This window comes from Pseudomaricurvus alkylphenolicus (assembly GCF_011683955.1).
Lineage (GTDB): Bacteria > Pseudomonadota > Gammaproteobacteria > Pseudomonadales > Cellvibrionaceae > Pseudomaricurvus > Pseudomaricurvus alkylphenolicus.
Genome location: NZ_JAAQPI010000001.1, coordinates 608854 through 627374 on the forward strand (window position 1 = coordinate 608854; position 18521 = coordinate 627374).

The following is an 18521-nucleotide window of genomic DNA, read 5'->3' on the forward strand; positions in this document are numbered from 1 at the left end:
TCTGAGGGCAGGGTTTATGCAGTCAATTTACCGGCCATCCTGCGAGACATCCCCCCCTAATAGCAGGGGAAGGGCAATGTATCTCGTTAAAAAGATGACCATTCCCCCCTCCCCCCCCATTTTTGAGGGGGCAAAAAAGTATCACTCCTCTAAGCTACACGGAAATGCGACGTTACTGACGCAAGAGGCGATATCCGTGATGACTACATTTAAGCAAGCCGCAGCGATTGTTGCCATTTCCCTGGTTGGGGCGCTTCTATGGGCCGTTCAAGAAGCGCAGGCCGGCCCCCCTGGTTTTATGGCATTCACCTCATTCAATACCTTGCTGATGTAGCCGCGTCGATATCAGTTCGCCACTGGCTGCGTACGACGAATGGGTAAACCGGGATATACCTTTTCCAGCAGCTGATAGTCAGCAACAACCGGTGTGCCATTGACGATAACATGAGAAATACCTGCAGAAGGCAGGTCTGCCTTTATATAGTCCGCCTTGCCCGCTATCCGCTGGGTATCAAAGATCGTGATATCGGCAATCATTCCTTCCTGAAGCCGGCCACGAAGTCTCATTTGAGGAACGGATTTTTGCAGACGCTGTGCTGGTAGCAATGACATTTTGCGCAGCGCCTGCATAAGGGTCAGGCTCCCGTTTTCCCGCACGTAGTGCCCCAGTATATGCGCGTAGGTCGCCGCGCCGCGCGGATGCCCCTTGCCATTGCTGAGATCCACGCTGTCACTGGCAATCATGACCATGGGGTGAGCAACCGCCATATCTACATTATCCTGAGACATGATATGGGCGATCACCTCGGTTTCCGGTTTGTTGCGCTTGAGTTCCATAAAGCTCGCCTGCGTTAGTCGTTCCCCGCTTTCAAGCAGCTCCAGATCGCTGTAGTCGATGCGGAATATCGCCAGGCCACCTTCGCGGGTAATCCGCGGATCTGTAAGGTTGGAGGGTGCGGCATTGTATGGATAGACTTCGGTGGACACATCGACCCCATTCTTTTGGGCTTCGGACAAAATGTTCAGCAGCTCCCTGGTCTCCCACAGGCCACTGCTGTTGATATGCACCACATGAATCGAAGCGCCGGTTGTGGCTGCCGCGTGTACGATCTCGTGACCTGACTGGATCGGAGATACCTGCCCCAGAGATCGAATATGAACGAAATTGGTCACCTGCTGCCGGGCAGAAAATTCGTACAAATCCAGCATTTCCGCTACATTCGAACCCGGGGTATAGACCAGGTGATAGCCGATTCCCAAGCCTCCTTCTTTCAGTCCCTGGTGAAGCAGTTGCTTTACCTTCGCATGCTGCTCCGGTGTCGCGTTAGCGACTGACCATTGTTTTTGGTCTCGTACGGACTGCAGATCATGCTCGGAGGCACCCGTCAACGCTGCAGGGTCTATGGCATCAAACGCCAGTGCCCTCACCAGGGGATGGCTGACGGAAGCCCCATAGTTGATCGGCGCCTGGTGAGTTCGCTGTTGATACCACCGAGCCACCGGAAACACGCCAACCTCCAACTCCAGGGAAGTGGTCACCCCGTCCTGGACAGATCGTCGATAGCCATCGGCATTCTGGCTGTGATTATGCAGATCGATAAAACCGGGGGCGACCACCAAACCTTGGGCGTCAATGGTCTGGTTGCCTTTGAGAGCCCGGGAAGTGATAGCAGCGATTTTTCCATCTCGCACCGCCACATTTTTAACAGCATCATGCCCTGTTTCCGGGTCCATAACACGACCGTTGAGAATAACAAGATCAAACGCCGAAGGCGCTTGTGCACTTACAAGAGCTGAGCACAATAATGTACCAACAATGCCGATAATGGCTGTCTTTGTTAACCGTTTGTATCTCATTCGTAACTTTCCGCCGCAGGAATTGAAACCAGGTACTAATTCCTGACTGTAATTCTTGACTGATCAATACCTGTTGCTGATCGCAACCGGGGTAATTTGAGGGTCATCTCAAAACACAGACGCAACCAGCTTGGACAACTTATCTGCCCTGGCCATGGAGCTGTTGGTCAACACCACCACCACAAGCTCTTTTTCCGGGACGACAAAGTACTGCAGTGCGTAACCCGGCCCACCACCTCCGTGACCCACCAGTTCCACCCCTTGATCAACCCAGGTTTTGGTGCCATAGCCCAGGGCGAGATCCCTTTTACCCGCCCTGACTTCCTCTTTGTAGCCGGGCAATCGGCCTCCATAGATCACATTTTTGGCGTTTTCTTTGGACAGGATGCGGACGCCATCAAGCTCTCCCTGGTTCAACAGCATTTGACCAAACCGGCTCATGTCCGCGCCGGTACCGATCAATGAGGTTGAGGCCGCATAGTCGGTGTACATATACTTCAACCAGTGTCTGTCGTCGATTCGCTTTTGCGTGATGCCGTCGAGACCACCGGCAGGGCCCATGAGTTCGACCATTGCCGTGTAGAAACTGTAGTGGGTCTGGGTTCCCACGGCCGCCTTGTCCAGCATGTCCGCTCGATAAACAAAGTCGGTAGTTTCCATCTTCAGTGGTCCGAGAATTTCCTGCCGCACATAGTCCTCATAAGTCCCGCCGGTCACCGCCTCAATAATCGCTCCCAGAAGCACATAATTGATGTTGGTGTACTCACTCTGGCTGCCCGGTTCCCAGGCCACGGTGCGATAATCCTGCAGCCGTTCATTGACCATACGGGTTTCACCCACGCGGGGCTCACCCGGATAATGCAGCCATTTATACATATCGAAGAAGAAATCGGGCAGTCCGGAGCTGTGACTAAGAACGTGGTCGACCGTGACCTCTACCGGATTTCCGGATTGATCAATCGGCACAAAACCCGGCAAATAGGTGGTAATCGGGTCGTGCAGTGACAGCTTGCCCGCTTCAATCAGTTGGAAGATGGCTACTGCCGTAAAACTCTTGGTCATGGACCAGAAGTGATAGACATGCTCGGAGGTCGCCGCAGCGCCAGTGATGCCATCTGCCAGGCCATACGCCTTGGCAAATACCGTCTTGCCACCTTGCAGAACCGTTACATCCATCGCCGGTGGCTGCTGTTCTTCCACCATGGCTGCGAAGTAGCGATCCAATTGCTCGATAGAGTCTACGTTCTGGGGAGGCTCGAGCGGCTCGGGCCCCAGCACAAAGAATGGAGTCAGATAGCCTCCAATCATGAGTATCACAGCGATCAACAATATGGCGCCCCATTTAGCGCCTTTTCTTGCAACGGTTATAAAAGTCGACACTTATTAGTCTCCAGGGTTCTAACCATCATCCCGTCAGGGGCCAGCCGCAAGTCAACATAACCTGCGTGTTGTGCGTTACTTTAACAACCTGCCGTATGGCTTCCCCCCCGGTTCTAGGGGGGGCTTTCTCTTCCTCCCTACATAGCATCTAGCCCCCCACGATCGGGGGGGGCGTCTGCTGAACGAACGGGGCAGTATGGATACCAGTACCAATTTTTGACAAACATGAGAGCAGAATCAATGAAGGCATTCCATCGAATGTTAAGTTTCATCCTCGCCGCGACGCTGTCCGCCGCTGTTAGCAGTGCCAACAACACACTGGTACTGACGGCCGACCGGCTGCTGGATGTCGAAACCGGCAAGTTGCTCAGCCCCGGCGTGGTTGTGGTCAAGGACAAGCAAATCGTCGCCGTTAATCCCGATCAACTCCCGGAATCCGCCGAGATCGTGGCACTGGGTGATGCCACCCTGCTGCCGGGATTAATCGATATGCATACCCATATTACCCAGGAAATGATGGACGATTGGGGCCATGCACCGGTTACCCAGGCACCTACCGACGCCGCCCTGCGCGGCGCCCGCAATGCTCAAAAAACGCTGCACGCCGGCTTTACCACCATTCGCGACCTGGGGGCTGGTGGTTTTGCGGATGTTGCTGTCATGCGGGCCATCAACAGCGGTATTATCGAAGGGCCAGACATTTTTCCCTCAGCTCACGCCGTTGGTATTACCGGTGGCCATTGCGATGTTACGGGTCTGGTTCCCGAAGTTGCGGAGAAGGGACCGGAACAAGGCGTCGCGGACGGCAAAGAAGCTATACTCAGGGCGATTCGCTACCAGATTAAACATGGTGCCAAGGTGATCAAAACCTGTGCCACAGCGGGTGTCATGTCCAGGGGAGCCTCGGTCGGCAACCAGCAGTACAGCGATGAAGAGCTTCACACTATCGTGGCCGAAGCAAGTCGCCAGGGCGTCAAAGTAGCCGCCCATGCTCATGGCATCAACGGTATTCTGGCTGCTGTAGAGGCCGGAGTGGACTCCATTGAGCATGGCACGATCATGACCCGCAAGATCGCCCGCGCTATGAAAAAGAACGGCACTTTCCTGGTGCCTACCGTTTATCTGATTGAGACTTTTGATCTGACCAGCGTGCCCGACGACATTCGCAAGAAAGCGGCCGTTATTGGACGGGAAGCCTATGCCGGCCTGGAGCTGGCCATACGCGAGCAGGTACCCATCGCCTACGGTACTGATACCGGAGTCATCCCCCATGGAGACAATGGCAAACAGTTCGCCGTTCTGGTAAACCACGGCATGTCCCCCATCAACGCTATTCGCTCCGCTACGTTGAACGCGGCAAAGTTGCTGGGTGTCGAAGACCGAGGTCGACTGGCCCCTGGCTTGAGGGCAGACATCATCGCTGTTACAGGCAACCCGCTGAAGGATATCCAGGCGATGGAAAGTGCCCAATTCGTGATGAAAGAGGGAAGGATCTACTTGCCCCTCAGATAGTACTCAACATGATATAGAGAGGTATGAATGCAATGACAACGCACGCCGACACGTCTGGCAGACGCCATGAACTTGATGCGATAAGAGTACTGGCCTTTGGCCTGCTGATTTTTTATCACATAGGCATGATGTATGTCGCCGCAAGCGATCAGGGTTGGCACTGGCATATCAAGAGCAGCTACACCTCGGAATGGCTGCAGAATCTTATGTTGTTCAGCTCACAGTGGCGCATGTCATTGCTGTTTTTTATCAGCGGTGCGGTGCTGTCGTTTGTGTTGCCAAACATACAGGGCTGGCGTTTTCTGTTACGCCGTATAAAGCAGCTGGGGGCGCCGCTGTTATTAGGCGTACTGGTACTGGTTCCCCCCCAACTCTATTTCCAGATGGCGTTTGAATCTGATCTGGCGACAACCGACTATATAAGCTGGTGGCAGGCCTATTTGCAACCCACTCATGAATGGTTCGCGAATCAGCGAATTGTCGGTGACATGCACTACACGTGGAACCACCTGTGGTACTTGCCTTACCTGCTGGTCTATACCCTTCTGTTGCTAATCTTACAACGGGGATACCGGCAACTTCATTACTACTCCGGCGCAGTCGGCCCAACCTCAACCAGATCCTGGCACGCCGGCCACTTCCTGCTGCTGATACTGATACCCGTGGTGGTCTTCACCGCCTTCGGTGTCGTCTTCAGGGGCTACGAAGGTTTTCAAGGATCCCTGTTCGACGATTGGCACAGACACGCCAACTACTTTAGTGTCTTTGCACTGGGATATTTGCTGGTGCAATGGCACTCGGCCTGGTCCGCAATAGAGCGCTACCGGCGACTGAGCCTGATTATGGCCGCAGGGTGTTTTGCAGCGGTGCTTGCCAACTATCATGGGCATGCACTGTTTGGTTCACACAGCATTGTCGCCGACCTGGCTTCGTTATCAATCTGGAAACTTAATCGCTGGATTTGGATGCTGGCGCTGCTGGGTTACGCCATTCACTATCTTAAGCGTCCGTCAACGCCCATCAAATACCTGAACCAGGGTGTATTTTGCTACTATATCCTGCACCAGAGCGTGATCATTGCGGTGGGTTATCCGCTCAGCCAACTGGGGTTAGGACCCGTTCTGGAGCCCCTGATGGTGGTGACCGCAACCCTCCTGATCTGTGCCTGCGGTTACGAACTGTTGCGCCGTGTGTCGCCACTGAAATTGTGGTTTGGTATCGCCGACAGCGATAGAGCGAAACCCCTGGTTTCACTCCGTCGCGGTGGTTTTCCGGCGCATTGAGTTAATCACCAGGCCATTGCGGGATTCAATCCGCTGCGGCCATCAGTGATTGGTAGAGTTCCGGATCTGTAGCACCTTCGGTGCCGATGACAAGGATTTTGGAATTGCCATCCAGCCCAAGCGCCTTCGCCATATTCTGGCACTGTGACGCGGCCAGCGCAGCGCCAAAGCCTGCTACCGCGGACTCTCCGGCGACGATTTTGGGATCCCCGTACTCTCCACTGCCCAACAAGCGCATGCAGGGAGCAACCGAATCTTCGTCCAAGGTCATAAAGTCATCAATCCCCAACGACAGGATCTCCCAGGCCAGCAGAGACACCTCGCCGCAGGCCAGTCCTGCCATCCAGGTTCCCAGATCTCCCAGCACCGTCACCGGTCGTTCGGCACGCGCGCTTTCCTGCAGGCAGTTGGCCGCTTCTGGTTCAACAATAATCATACGCGGACGCCGCTCCTCCCAGTACTGCCACAAATACCCGCAAGCCGCTGATGCCAGGCCGCCAACACCCCCTTGAAGAAAAACATGTGTGGGGATCTCGCCGTTCAACTGGTCCACTATTTCCTTCATCATCACCGTATAGCCCAGGGCGACGTACTTTGGAATCTCCATGTAACCTTCGTAGCTGGTATCGGAGACAATAATCCGGCCAAACGCTTTGGCATCGACATCGGCCTGCCGTACGGAATCGTCATAATTACCCTCAATTCTGACCACCTTTGCCCCATAGCCTGCTATGGCAGACTCCCGACCAGCGGAAACATCGCGGTGTATATAGATAACACATTGGCAGCCAAACAGCTGCGCTCCCCAAGCGACGGAGCGGCCATGATTGCCATCCGTCGCACAGCTGACGACAACCTCGGAAAGCAGATCCCCATAGCGACTGCCGATAATGTCCTCAATAGAAGCCTGTTCTCCGGTTTTTTCCTGGATGACCTTTTTCAGCTGTACAAAAACGGCGTAAGCCCCCCCAAGAGCCTTGAAGCTGCCAAGCCCGAAACGCTGCCCCTCATCCTTATACCAGAGGTTGGCGACGCCAATATTTTTCGCGATACCTTTGAGGTCATGGAGTTCGGTGACTGCATAACCCGGCCAGTTGGAAATCTCCCGGTAAGTCTCTTGAGCCGTAGAAATACTCAAGATACCCTCAAGCCTTCTTGGATAAATTCGATCCCTGTCCGCCTGCGGATTGGGAAAATGAGTGAGCTTTGAGTTAAATGCGGTCATGTTTGTACCTTTTTTGAAATACTGAAAGGCGCCCATTGAGATGAAATTCGAGCAAAAAAGTGGCCGCCACAGGGGGCGGCCTAGATGCATGACAGATACAGAGAGAAAGAGATGTCATGAGAAAACAATTATGAAGAAACCTGGGCTACTTGCCCCCCCTGCTTTGGGGGGATTGATCGCCTTGTGTTATAGCTTCTTCATCAAGTAGCCCGAAAAGAAGAGGTGTTCTTCGCCCTCTACATCCACGAAGCTGACGGTTTCACCTGCAATTCGCTGCCCCAAACCGAGAATAATGGCGTCGACATCTGAAGTGGGACCAATGGGGAATACCACGCGCTCGCATTCGATCGCACATACGAAGTCCAGCAAAAGGAAGCCATCCTCATGCTTCAACTCTGCACGAGCAAAGAACTCAGTAAAACCAGGCTTGCCATTGCTGATCTGGTAGGTGCCTAATCGATCCATCCATACCTGAGAAACAGGAGACGGCTCAATACGTTCACCGTATACCAGACCACCAACGGCCCCACCCATGATCTTTATCGCGGTGCGGCCATCCACCGTCCTGATGGTGATATGAGCCTCGCTCCAGGGGAGTCCCTCGACCGAAAATCGGCCATCGGAGTGAGGAATCAATTTGAACGAGGTTCCGAGTAAGTCGACGTAAAGGTGGTCACCGTCAACCCGAATATCCATTGGGCCTGCGTCTGTGGTGTATCTGCCCTTATAGCTGACCGCTTGATCGCTTGTCAGTGAGATAACCTCTGGGATCTTTGTCTCCGGTTTTTCCAGACCCGCCTTGACGGCCAGCGCCTGCGCCAACACCTCAACAGCAATCTGGAATCCGGGACCCGCCGCTTCCGCTGAATTGCTCAGTACCACCACACCGAGTTTATGGTCCGGGAGAGTGTACAGCATGCTGTTCCACATCCCCTCCCCTCCCGAGTGCCAGGCGCTCCTGCCGGCGTATTCAAGACCAACGGGAAGCAGCCACCAACCCAAGCCCCATTCAATATCCAGATCCAATGGCACGTTACTGTTCTGAGGTGTCAACATCTCCATCAGCGTTTCAGCTTTCAGGCTGCGCTCCCCTTCACTGAAGACCATCATCATAAATCGGCTCAGATCCTCAACGTTGGTATTTAGCGCTCCGGCGGGAAGATCCCGACCCCATATGGGTTCTACTTCCTCGCCATTTCGATACTCCTTCGACCTCAGGCGCTCAATCTCCGGGGTAAGGGAAAACGACGAGGACTTCATACCCAGCGGCTGCAGGAGCATCTGATCCATATAGTCGATAAAGCCCTTGCCGGACGCTTGTTTCACCGCGTGTCCCAACAAGCTGAAGCCGAGGTTGGAATAGGAGAATGTGGTATTCGCTGGATTGCCAACATAGGCCGTATCAATCTCCTTCAACAATCCATCGAATGCACTTTCGGTCAACGCGACCTTGTCATCGCCGTTAGCAAAGCCGCCATTAAGCAGGTCTGAAGGCAGACCTGAGTGATGCGTCATGACGTTGCGTGCCGTAATCAAACCCGAGTCCGCAAAACGACTCTTGATTGAAAACTCCGGTATATAGGTTTGCAAAGGTTGATCAATATCAATTTTTCCTTTTTCGGCTAATTGCATGATGGCCGTTGCGGTGAATAATTTTGAGACAGAGGCGACTCCGTAAACGGTTTCCGCAGTGGCTTTGATGCCGTTTTCCTTGTCGGCAAACCCAAACCCCTGTGACCAGACAACGTCCTGATCATCGACAAGAGCGATACTGAGACCGGTGATGCCAGTGGTATCCACAACGCCCTGTACCTGCTGAGAGAGTTCGGAAATCATCGAGGAGTAGTCGCTCGAAGCTGCTAACGGCGCCTGCGAGGATTGGGGAGACGAGGTAGTGGCGGTTGCAACGACAAGCGCCACGAGTAGGGTCATTGCGGTGAAGGCGATTGTTGATTTGGCTTTCGGACGCTTCAAGGACTTGATGCGGTCAGTCAATCGTCTTGGTTCTCTGGAGTCACTACTCATGAAAAGCTCTCCTTTTCAATTTAGTTAATGCTAACGTTGATCCGATACCCACCTGGGTGCTTTTGGGAGATCAAAGCGTGTGTTTATGCGGTTGCGAAGTTTGTGCACAGAGTGCCTCTCCGCGCTGATGAAATTGCTGATATTCGGTAGCGGGCACAAATCGCCCGCCAGTGCTCCATACCACGTGATTTGCCTGGTGCATGCTTTCCTCTAAACCATTGGCCCGAAGGTAGTTTCTCCCTTGCTCGGACGAAAGCAGACAGCCGGGGCCGTCAAATCCCGCCGCGGCCGATGGTTCTATGCGCACAGATTCGCTGACCTCAAGACGATAGAGGTGTCGAAACAATTGATTGTCTTTCACCGTAAAGATGCCTGAAAGGACGGGAGCCATCAGCTTTGCTACCAGCTCTGACGCCTGGGAAACCGCCAGTCCGTCTGCCTCGGTATCCACCTGAAGTCCTACGTCGTAAACGCTGAGATTGTCTTTGAAGCCCGCTGCCATACCCAGTAACATACAGGGGGCCTGTGTGGGTTCGGCGAAAAAACAATGAACGGCATTACCAAAGATCTGCTTCAAACCAAAGGCGATCCCGCCCGGTGCTCCACCGACGCCGCAGGGGATATACACAAACAGGGGATGATCTGCATCGACAGTGATTGCGGCCTCGCGCAACTGTCGCTGCAGGCGCAAAGCGGCAACACTGTATCCCATAAAGAGCGTCAATGAGTTCTCGTCGTCGACAAAATAGGCGAACGCATCCTGTTTTGCGGCTTCACGACCCGCCGCAACCGCTTTGGAATAGTCTTCGCTATGCTCAATAACCTCCACTCCTCGCCTTCTCAGGCGCTCCTTTTTCCACCGCTTCGCCTCCACAGACATATGCACACAGGCCTTGAACCCCAGCGCGGCTGCCGTTACGCCGATACTGAGTCCCAAATTGCCAGTACTGCCCACGGAAACCGTGTATTGCTCAAAAAGTTGACGGGCGGTGGGCGTTGCCAGCACACGGTAGTCGCCGTCGGCTTGTAATAGCCCTTCTTTTTTCGCCAGCTCCTCGGCGAAACACAGAACCTCGTATATGCCACCACGCGCCTTGACGGAACCGGCCACTGGCAGATTGTGGTCCGCCTTCAGCCACAGGTGACCACCCCCGAAATCGGTGTGCGTCTGTTCCAATAATGCCTGCATGGAAGGAATTTTCAGCAGCTCGGACTCAATCAACCCGCCCGTTTGCCGAAGTTCGGGAAATAAAACCTGCAACAGAGGTGCGAATTTTTGCAAACGTTGCTCAGCCGCCTCTACGTCGGCCAATGACAACGTTGATACCGCGCCAGTGCCCGCTCCCTTGTCCCTGATGGGATTCAACCAAAGAAAAGGTCTGTTCGACGCCAGTGAATGCAACACATCACCGTCATTGTGGTCAATCACTTCAGAGTCTCCTGTGCAATCTTGATCAGCTCTCTTGTCATCTTGTCAGGCTCTTCAAAAATCATGGTATGAGCGGAGTTTTCAAACCAAATAAACGCCTTCTTCGGTGCCTTCAGAAAAGAGTAATACTCCTCCGCCAGGGTCGCGGGCGTCGAATAGTCGTAACGTCCGGCAAAGAAATAGACCGGGATGGACACTTCGGGCAGTTGCTTGAACAGGGAGTAATTCGATGCTGCGGCTTCTACATCCGCCGTCCGCGAGGACCAATCCAGCCCCTTCATAAATTTTTCTACATCAGCAGCTGTGTATTCGCTGCCCTTGCCAAGTTGGCTGCGGATCCTTTGGTACACCGCTTTCTGGTGATGGTGACCACCAAATTCCGATACCCATTTGTCCTTTACCGACACCGCTTCGATATCGCTGTAATCAAACGGCGCCAGACGTTCCAGCTCCGTAATGGCCACCTTCTGATTGCGCTCACGCGCCTGCTCGAGTGCCCACTCATAGGATATAGTCTGCCTTCTGTTCCAGTCCGCGGCCTCTCCGGCACCAATATAGGCGTGGTAGAGTTCCGGCGTTTGGGCGATGGTCAGGAACCCCATTGCACTGCCCCAGGAATGACCCAGCATAAAGATCTTTTCCTGATTAAAGCGGGAACGAAGATAATTGGTCAAATCCCTGATGTCTGAAAGATATTTATCCACTCTCATATCCTCCCTGGTGAGTCGGTCAGAATAGGACTTGCCGGCGCCCCTCTGATCCCATTGCACCACCACGAAATTTTGCTCCAGCTCGGGGGTTTGAAACTCCCGGTAGAAAGGAATATGCGCCCCACCGGGACCACCGTGCAAAAACAGCAATACGGGTTTGCTGGCATCTTCGCCACGAATCAGGATCGTCTGCTCTACCCCTCCCAGGTTCAGCGTCTCAAGCGAGGCGATACTGCCCGCCACTGTGTTTCCCTGACTATCGGTAATGGCTGGCGTATGGGCTGTGGTTTGGTCAAATTCCCAAGAGGAGCAGCCCGCCATTGCGCTCATTGCAAACAGGATCAGCCAACAGAGATAGGACAACTTTTTCATAATCATTAATTTCCACGTTGCAGGTGAGGCTCAAAGTATCATCTGGTCGGCTACAGTCCCCCCCCCGATTCAAGGGGTGCGCTCCGAACTGTGCAATCATGCCCCCCCATTTCATGGGGGGGCATCATGGGGTAACACGCGTATTCTGATGTAATGCACTACCTCTGACAGCGGAGCCGCTTTAACTATGACACTCGCGGAAAAAACGATTAAATTCAAGGAATTAGGACCCAATGCCAGCCTCATAGGATGTTCAGATGCGAGGCACAACCTGAACACACCGGCGCTGCTGCTGGACCTGAATGCACTGGATCGCAATATCCAGAAAATGGCGCTCTTTGCCTGCAAAGAGAAGATCGCACTTCGCCCCCATGGCAAGTGCCACAAATCGGTGGCTATCGCCAGGCGACAACTGAATGCAGGCGCTGTAGGTCTGTGCTGCGCCAGCGTTGGTGAAGCTGAGGTAATGGCGGCGGCCGGAATCTCTGACCTCTTGATCACCGGCCCCCTGGTCACCCAGGCCAAAATAAAGCGCCTCTGCGCTCTCGCCAGTCGGGGTCACGACGTCAAGGTCGTTGTCGACAATCCCGACAATGTTCAGACACTGTCGGTGGCAGCGCAAAGTACCGATGTGGAACTCGGAATACTGGTGGATATCGATCCCGGTCTGAATCGCACCGGCGTCCTCGACCACTGCGCAACGGTTGAGCTGGCCAAATCGGTCAATAACACCCCCCATCTAAAGTACTGCGGCCTGCAATGTTACGCCGGCAATGCCCAGCACATCGACGATTTTGAATTGCGCATGGAGAAGTCTCTGCAGGCCCTGAAAAAAGTGGCGACCGTACGCGACCTCCTTGCCTCCGAGGGAATTGAATCAGCCATATTGAGCGGAGGCGGTACCGGAACCTTTGACATCGATGCCGCCGCCGAAGTGCTGACCGAACTGCAGGTGGGATCCTATGTGTTTATGGACTCACAGTACAACGATGTGTGGCTCAACTATGGAGAGCTGCCGCCATTCGAACCGGCTCTATTCGTGCAGTCCAGCGTGATCAGCGCCAATCAGCCCGGTTTCGTCACCACCGATGCGGGACTTAAACAATTTGCTGTCGACGGAGGTGAACCGATACCCCTTAAGGGAGCACCCAGCGGATCACGATACCACTACTTCGGTGATGAACACGGTCGCCTGGAGCTGCCGGATGCCACCGGCAGCTTGCCTCTCGGTGCCCGTATCGAGTGCATGGCCACTCACTGCGATCCCACGGTTAACCTGTACAATGTCGTGCACTGTTTTCGTGGCGACACACTGGTCGATATCTGGCCGATCGATGCGCGAGGCGCCTAGCGTATCAAGTTAAGCTCCCGAGCTTTGGCGCTGGCTTCGGTCCGGTTGTGCACATCCAGTTTGGCGTAGAGGTTTTTGATGTGCCACTGGACACTGGACTCGGCGATCAGCAGCTCTTCGGCCACCTCGCGATTCTTCAGCCCTTTGGCCACCTGTTCCAGTACCTGCAGCTCGCGAGGCGTGAGGGAATTCACCTCTTTGGTCTTGGCCTGTTTGACGGGCTTGTTCAAAGCTGGCGGCTGCGAAGAACTCACAACGTGACCGCTGCCTTTGAAGATATCAATCAGGCTTTGTGTATGTGACAGTACAGGGTCCTGTGCATCCACCTTGTCTTTGGAACACCGCAACTGGTAATAGTTATCAAGAAGCAAAACAAAGTCGCTGCCGAGGCCGATAATGCTTCGAGCCAGGCTGTTTTCCGCAGCGGTGATGGTAATATTCCTGATGACTCGCGCTGCAGCATCAGATTGCCCCTGTTTCGACAACATCACGGCCAGCAAACCGTTAAACAGAACCGCTGACGTCAGCCGCTGCCCCCATTCGGCACTTTTCACCAGGTGCCGCAGCCAGAAGCCCGCCTGGGTATAACTCTCGCTGGCAATCCAATAGCGGCAGAGCGCCAGATAGAAAAACTCGTTTGCGGGATTGGCGGCAAAGTTGGGGGCAGGTCGAGACTTGTCGATGGGCATTTCACATTGGCGAAGAATCGCTTCGGCCGCTGGCAGGTCCTGGTATTCAATCAGATACCAGACCTGCTGGGCTCGAATCCGGTTCAGCAGCCTGTGGGAGCCTCGACGGGACACCAGTCGCTCTGCTTCGTAGAGTCTTTCAATCACCGCTTTGGCACCGTGATCAAGCCCCAACAGCCTGGCAGCCAGAATCTCCGTTTCTGTCAACAGTTCCGGGTCACTGCTGAGACTGATCAGCGCAATGGCTTTTTCCAAGTGATCCCTGCAGGCATCAAGTGCGTTGTTCTCATAGTGGATATTGGCAAGCGTTGCATGAAACCGGCCGGCAACCGGCAGCGGCTTGCGCTGCTGCTCATCCACCGCGGTTTTTATACCCTCGCTGCAGAGCTCTTCACACTCTTTAAAGCGCCCTTGGATGCTGCGTATGGATGCCAGCATGTGAAAGGACAGATTGGCTGTCAGCGCATTAGGGACTGCCTGGGAGAACGCATGTGCGTCTTGAAAGGCAGCGTAGGCACTTTCCAGTTTGCCCTGATGGAGATAGCTGTAACCCAATTCCAGTTCCGTAGCCGCTCGAATAAAGGTCCATGCCGGATTCAAAGATTCCTTCAGAACCAACAACGGTTTGACATCGCCCCAATCGTTGCCGGATACCCGCTTGGTGAACTGGCTGAGTACCTCCAGTTCGGCCAGATTCTCCTGGGCACTCGACTGCGCGCTGTCCGGCATCGAATCCACCTGTTCCCGACAAAGTTGTCTCGCCAGTTCAACGGTGTGATTGGCTTCCTTCTCCTGATGCGACAATGACTGACACCAACCCAGATGGATAAGCAGCTTGGGTGATTTGTTCAGTGTCGATGCCGGTAATTGTCGCAGCCAACCCAGGAGCCGGGTAATTTGACCTGCTCGGGTCAGTTCCTGTACCGATGCATCAATCATACTGGCGGCATAGGTCAGGTCACAGCTGGCAATGGCGTGCTCAACGGCCTCTTCCGGCATACGGTTGTGTTCGTACCACTGGCTGGCGCGCTTGTGTATATCCGCTCTGGCCATGGAGACATCTCTCGACAAGAGACCACACAAAAACTCCGTGAACAGCGAGTGGTATCGATACCACTTGCCCTGATTATCAAGAGTATTAATAAACAGGTTCTCTCGCGCCAACTTTTCCAGCTGTTCCGATGCATTATTTTTGCCAGTGACGGCATTGCACAAGTCGGGAGTCAGGCGCCCCAGGGGAGCGGTCTGCATTAAGAACTGTCGGGTTTCTTCATCATGACGATTCAGCACCGCCTCGGTCAGGTAGTCCACCAGTGCATAGTGGCTGCCGGTGATCAACTGTTGAATCTGCAGGCTTTCTGCTTCGCCTTCCATCGACATCATGGCCAGCTTGATGGCGGTTATCCAACCTTCCGTTTGCGTCGACAATATATCTAGGCTCTCTGAGCTCAACGCCAGGCGGCCAGAAGTTTTCAGGTAGTGAGCAATTTCATCACGAGTAAAACGCAGCTCATTGCGGCCGAGGGTGATAACCTTGCCACGTAATTCCAGGCGACTGAATTCGAATGGCGGACGAGCGCGGGAAGCCATGATGCAATGTGCACTGGGGGGGAGATTACTGAGCAGAAAAAACACGGCACTGTGAACCGCGGAACTGGTTATTTCATGATAATCATCCAGTACCAAAGTCACCCCGGAACTGAAACGCTCAAGACAATTAATCAACGAGGCAATCACATCTTCAACCGGATACGGGGGCGTCGCCGTAAAGTAGGGGGCCATTTCCCGGTCGATTTCCTCGTCAAGCACGGCAAACGCCGCCGCTATATGAGCCACCGCCCTCATGGGGTCATTTTCGGTATGGTAGAGCGTCAACCAAGCAACAGATTGGTCTGCCTTATGAAGATGCTGCTGGAACTGCTGCAGCAACGTGGTCTTGCCATAGCCGGCCGGCGCCTGAATCAACAAGAGCGCCGTCGACTCCAGGTCTTTAAGTACATCCACCAACCTGGGCCTCAACTCCGTATCGGCCATCGCCACCTGTGGTGTAATCTTTGACCGCAGGATAACGGAGGGGCGCCGGGACAATGTCGATCCTGATTCTGTGTTCATCAAGGCAGAGTCTCTGGTTGAATTCATATTTCAGTATAGCGATTCCTCATTCTATGGTTGTGAAGCGAAGCTCCCCCCCCATAATCTAGGGGGTATACGCGCTTGCCCCCCAACTGGGAGCCGGCTAAGGACCATCAGCCGGCTGAGACGTAAACTGGATTCAACTATTTTTGCCATTTTGGCATATTTGCGGCACCCATTATGGGGCTGCCCTGACAGCCCCGCCAACCTTCCTTTTACCTCTTTTGTATTCAGGCCTGATGCCTGATTCAATATTCGTTACTCACAACAGCAGTTCATCCTCGGTCCGCTCTCCTCCCCTCATATTTGGGGGTTTTCTCTGCCACATAAGCTTCGATACTGATGCCAAGATACCGGCTCCCGCAGTCTGTGGAGCCTCCGCATCAGTGGATTTTCAGAGGAAAAGTGATGAGTGAGTTCTCACGTTACAGTACAAACGCGACCGATGAACCTGTGGAGGCCATCGAAAAGGAAAATAACGGCAATTGTCCGGGCGAGATTAAAACGACCTACGATTTGTTCTGTCACAAGACATCTGAAGACCCCACCGCCGTGGCCATGACCTTTTTGCCATCCGGCGCACTGGACGTGGAGCCGATCAGGCTCAGTCGATCAGAGCTGCTCGGCAATATTCACCAGGCGGCCAATATGTTCCACGAACTGGGTGTTGGCCCCAAGGATGTGGTTTCCTTTCTGCTGCCAAACCTGTTGGAAACTCACTATACGCTGTGGGGCTCACAGACGGCTGGCATTGCAAACCCGATCAACTTCCTGCTTGGCGCCGACCAGATCTGTGAAATTTGTAACGCCGCCGGAACCAAGGTACTGGTTGCACTGGGCCCCCACCCGACCCTGGACATCTGGCAAAAGGTTTTGGCCATTAAAGATCAGATACAAACCCTCGAAAAAGTGTTGATTGTCGGTGGTCTTCCGGAAACCAGTGACGACATCGTCCCATTTCAGCAAACCATAGATCACTATCCAAAAGACCGCCTGTTGTTCCAGCGCAATATCGCCGAGAGTGATGTTGCCTCCCTGTTCCACACCGGCGGGACAACAGGAACGCCTAAATTGGCACCCCATACCCACGGCAACGAAGTGGCGGCTGCCAGGATCACCGCCGAGATGTACGCGATGAGCGAGCGGGATGTGCTGCTGAACGGGCTGCCCTTGTTCCACGTCGCGGCTCCGATTCTGCTGACCCTGGCGCCGCTCAGCGCCGGTGCGGAAGTACTGATACCCTCGGCTGCCGGCCTGCGGGATCCCCTTATTCTGGAAAATCACTGGCAGCTGCTGGAAAAGTACCGGGTGACCATTGCCGGAGGTGTACCAACATCCTTGTCCGACCTGGCTCGGGTACCCCTGCGCGATGCGGATATCAGTGCTACAGAACTCGCCATTTGTGGTGGCGCATCCCTCTCCGGCGGACTGGCACAGAGGTTTCAGGAACATACCGGGCTGCCCATTCATCAGATCTATGGCATGACCGAAACCAGCGGAGTGATCGCAGTCACTCCACGGGGCAGGACGCCCGTCGAGGGCTCAGTGGGGATGCAAGCGCCGGGTGTAAACGTCAAAGCCGTTAAGCTCGGAGCAGCCGGTGAACCAGCGACTGACTGTCAACCCGGCGAGACCGGCGTACTTGCCGTCAAGGGCAAGAATGTGTTTCCCGGCTACCTCAACAGCCCGGCCGAGTGCAATACGTTCTTCGACGACGGTTGGCTCAATACCGGAGACGTCGGGTATATAGACAGCGACGGCTGGATCTTCATTACCGGTCGCGCCAAGGATGTCATTATTCGTAGCGGTCACAACATTGATCCGTCTGCGATTGAAGAGGTCGCCGACAGACATCCCGCAGTCAGTGCCAGCATCGCGGTTGGCCAGCCCGAAACCAGGGCCGGAGAAGTACCTGTTGTGTTTGTAACCACAAATACAGACACCGATATTGACCCGGAAGATATCCGCAAGTTTATCTGCAGTCATGTGCCGGAAAAACCGGCCAAACCCGTGGCAGTTTATATTGTTCCGCAGCTGCCACTGACTGCAGTGGGCAAGATATATCGCCCTAAACTGCGTTGTGAAGCCATAAAGCACTTGATCGAAAAGGAATTGATAGACATTACCTGCGCGGCTACCGAACCGGACATCACTGTCTCTGACAATGAAAATGGCAATATTCTCGCTACCATTGCCTTTCGCGGCAACGAGGCTGAAATCAACACCCTTAAACAGACGGTGGATAAGCGTCTGTCGCAATACTCATTCTTGTATAGCCTGACATGAGTAGTGGATTTAGTATGAACGGTACGCCGTAGTTAATGGCGTACGTTGTCCCTATGTCGGCAAGTCGTTTATGGAATACTCCATTATTGACATTTCCGCGTGCGAATCTTCTGTTACCGTAGGGGATGAAGTTGTCATTGTTGGCGAAGACTGCAGTCCCACCGATCTTGCCGGAGCTTCTGGCAATATACCCGAGCTGTTTTTCTCCGCGCTGTCAAAATCCATAAAAAAAGAACTGATCACCGCGTGACTCCTTAACATCAAAACAC

At 54.0% G+C, this 18521-nt stretch carries 12 protein-coding genes and 1 pseudogene; 6 read left to right on the forward strand and 7 right to left on the reverse strand.

Annotated elements, in window-relative coordinates:
• Window positions 1–76: 76 nt before the first annotated feature.
• Entirely contained in the window at window positions 77–334 is a 258-nt protein-coding gene (locus HBA55_RS02415; RefSeq protein WP_166986541.1) for a hypothetical protein, read from the forward strand.
• 11 nt (window positions 335–345) lie between these two features.
• Here HBA55_RS02415 and HBA55_RS02420 read toward each other — a convergent pair whose 3' ends face one another.
• Complete coding sequence (locus HBA55_RS02420) at window positions 346–1857, reverse strand: amidohydrolase family protein (RefSeq protein WP_166986544.1); 1512 nt, start codon at window positions 1855–1857, stop codon at window positions 346–348.
• A gap of 108 nt (window positions 1858–1965) precedes the next feature.
• Complete coding sequence (locus HBA55_RS02425; RefSeq protein ID WP_166986548.1) at window positions 1966–3237, reverse strand: serine hydrolase; 1272 nt, start codon at window positions 3235–3237, stop codon at window positions 1966–1968.
• A gap of 258 nt (window positions 3238–3495) precedes the next feature.
• Here HBA55_RS02425 and HBA55_RS02430 point away from each other — a divergent pair, with 258 nt between their 5' ends.
• Window positions 3496–4749 carry a metal-dependent hydrolase family protein gene (locus HBA55_RS02430; protein WP_166986550.1) on the forward strand — a complete coding sequence of 418 codons (1254 nt, stop codon included), beginning with the start codon at window positions 3496–3498 and terminating at the stop codon, window positions 4747–4749.
• A 32-nt stretch (window positions 4750–4781) separates the two neighbouring features.
• Window positions 4782–6032, forward strand: coding sequence for an acyltransferase family protein (locus HBA55_RS02435; RefSeq protein ID WP_166986553.1), 1251 nt, complete (start codon window positions 4782–4784; stop codon window positions 6030–6032).
• Window positions 6033–6057: 25 nt separating this feature from the next.
• Here HBA55_RS02435 and HBA55_RS02440 read toward each other — a convergent pair whose 3' ends face one another.
• The 4 genes from HBA55_RS02440 to HBA55_RS02455 form a co-directional block, all read right to left on the reverse strand.
• On the reverse strand, window positions 6058–7257 hold the full coding sequence (locus HBA55_RS02440) for a diaminopropionate ammonia-lyase (protein WP_166986555.1): 1200 nt from the start codon (window positions 7255–7257) through the stop codon (window positions 6058–6060).
• A 186-nt stretch (window positions 7258–7443) separates the two neighbouring features.
• Window positions 7444–9282 carry a serine hydrolase gene (locus HBA55_RS02445; RefSeq protein WP_166986557.1) on the reverse strand — a complete coding sequence of 613 codons (1839 nt, stop codon included), beginning with the start codon at window positions 9280–9282 and terminating at the stop codon, window positions 7444–7446.
• Window positions 9283–9352: 70 nt separating this feature from the next.
• The gene (locus HBA55_RS02450) at window positions 9353–10711 is read right to left on the reverse strand and encodes a D-serine ammonia-lyase (RefSeq protein ID WP_338109347.1); all 1359 of its coding nucleotides are present in this window, start codon (window positions 10709–10711) and stop codon (window positions 9353–9355) included.
• Window positions 10708–11793 carry an alpha/beta fold hydrolase gene (locus tag HBA55_RS02455; protein ID WP_166986559.1) on the reverse strand — a complete coding sequence of 362 codons (1086 nt, stop codon included), beginning with the start codon at window positions 11791–11793 and terminating at the stop codon, window positions 10708–10710. Before HBA55_RS02455 ends, HBA55_RS02450 begins: the two co-directional genes overlap by 4 nt.
• A gap of 187 nt (window positions 11794–11980) precedes the next feature.
• Between HBA55_RS02455 and HBA55_RS02460 the strand changes: the two genes are divergently transcribed.
• On the forward strand, window positions 11981–13144 hold the full coding sequence (locus HBA55_RS02460; RefSeq protein WP_166986561.1) for a DSD1 family PLP-dependent enzyme: 1164 nt from the start codon (window positions 11981–11983) through the stop codon (window positions 13142–13144).
• Here HBA55_RS02460 and HBA55_RS02465 read toward each other — a convergent pair.
• Window positions 13141–15945, reverse strand: coding sequence for a winged helix-turn-helix domain-containing protein (locus tag HBA55_RS02465; protein ID WP_166986563.1), 2805 nt, complete (start codon window positions 15943–15945; stop codon window positions 13141–13143). The two genes, HBA55_RS02460 and HBA55_RS02465, sit on opposite strands and share 4 nt — an antisense overlap.
• A 429-nt stretch (window positions 15946–16374) precedes the next feature.
• On the opposite strand from HBA55_RS02465, the gene HBA55_RS02470 reads away from it, so the two are divergent.
• Window positions 16375–18252, forward strand: a complete 1878-nt coding sequence (locus tag HBA55_RS02470; protein ID WP_166986565.1) for an AMP-binding protein — start codon at window positions 16375–16377, stop codon at window positions 18250–18252.
• A gap of 34 nt (window positions 18253–18286) precedes the next feature.
• Window positions 18287–18502 (forward strand): annotated as a pseudogene (locus HBA55_RS02475) (alanine racemase C-terminal domain-containing protein); the annotation flags it as partial.
• Between the last annotated feature and the right edge of the window lie 19 nt (window positions 18503–18521).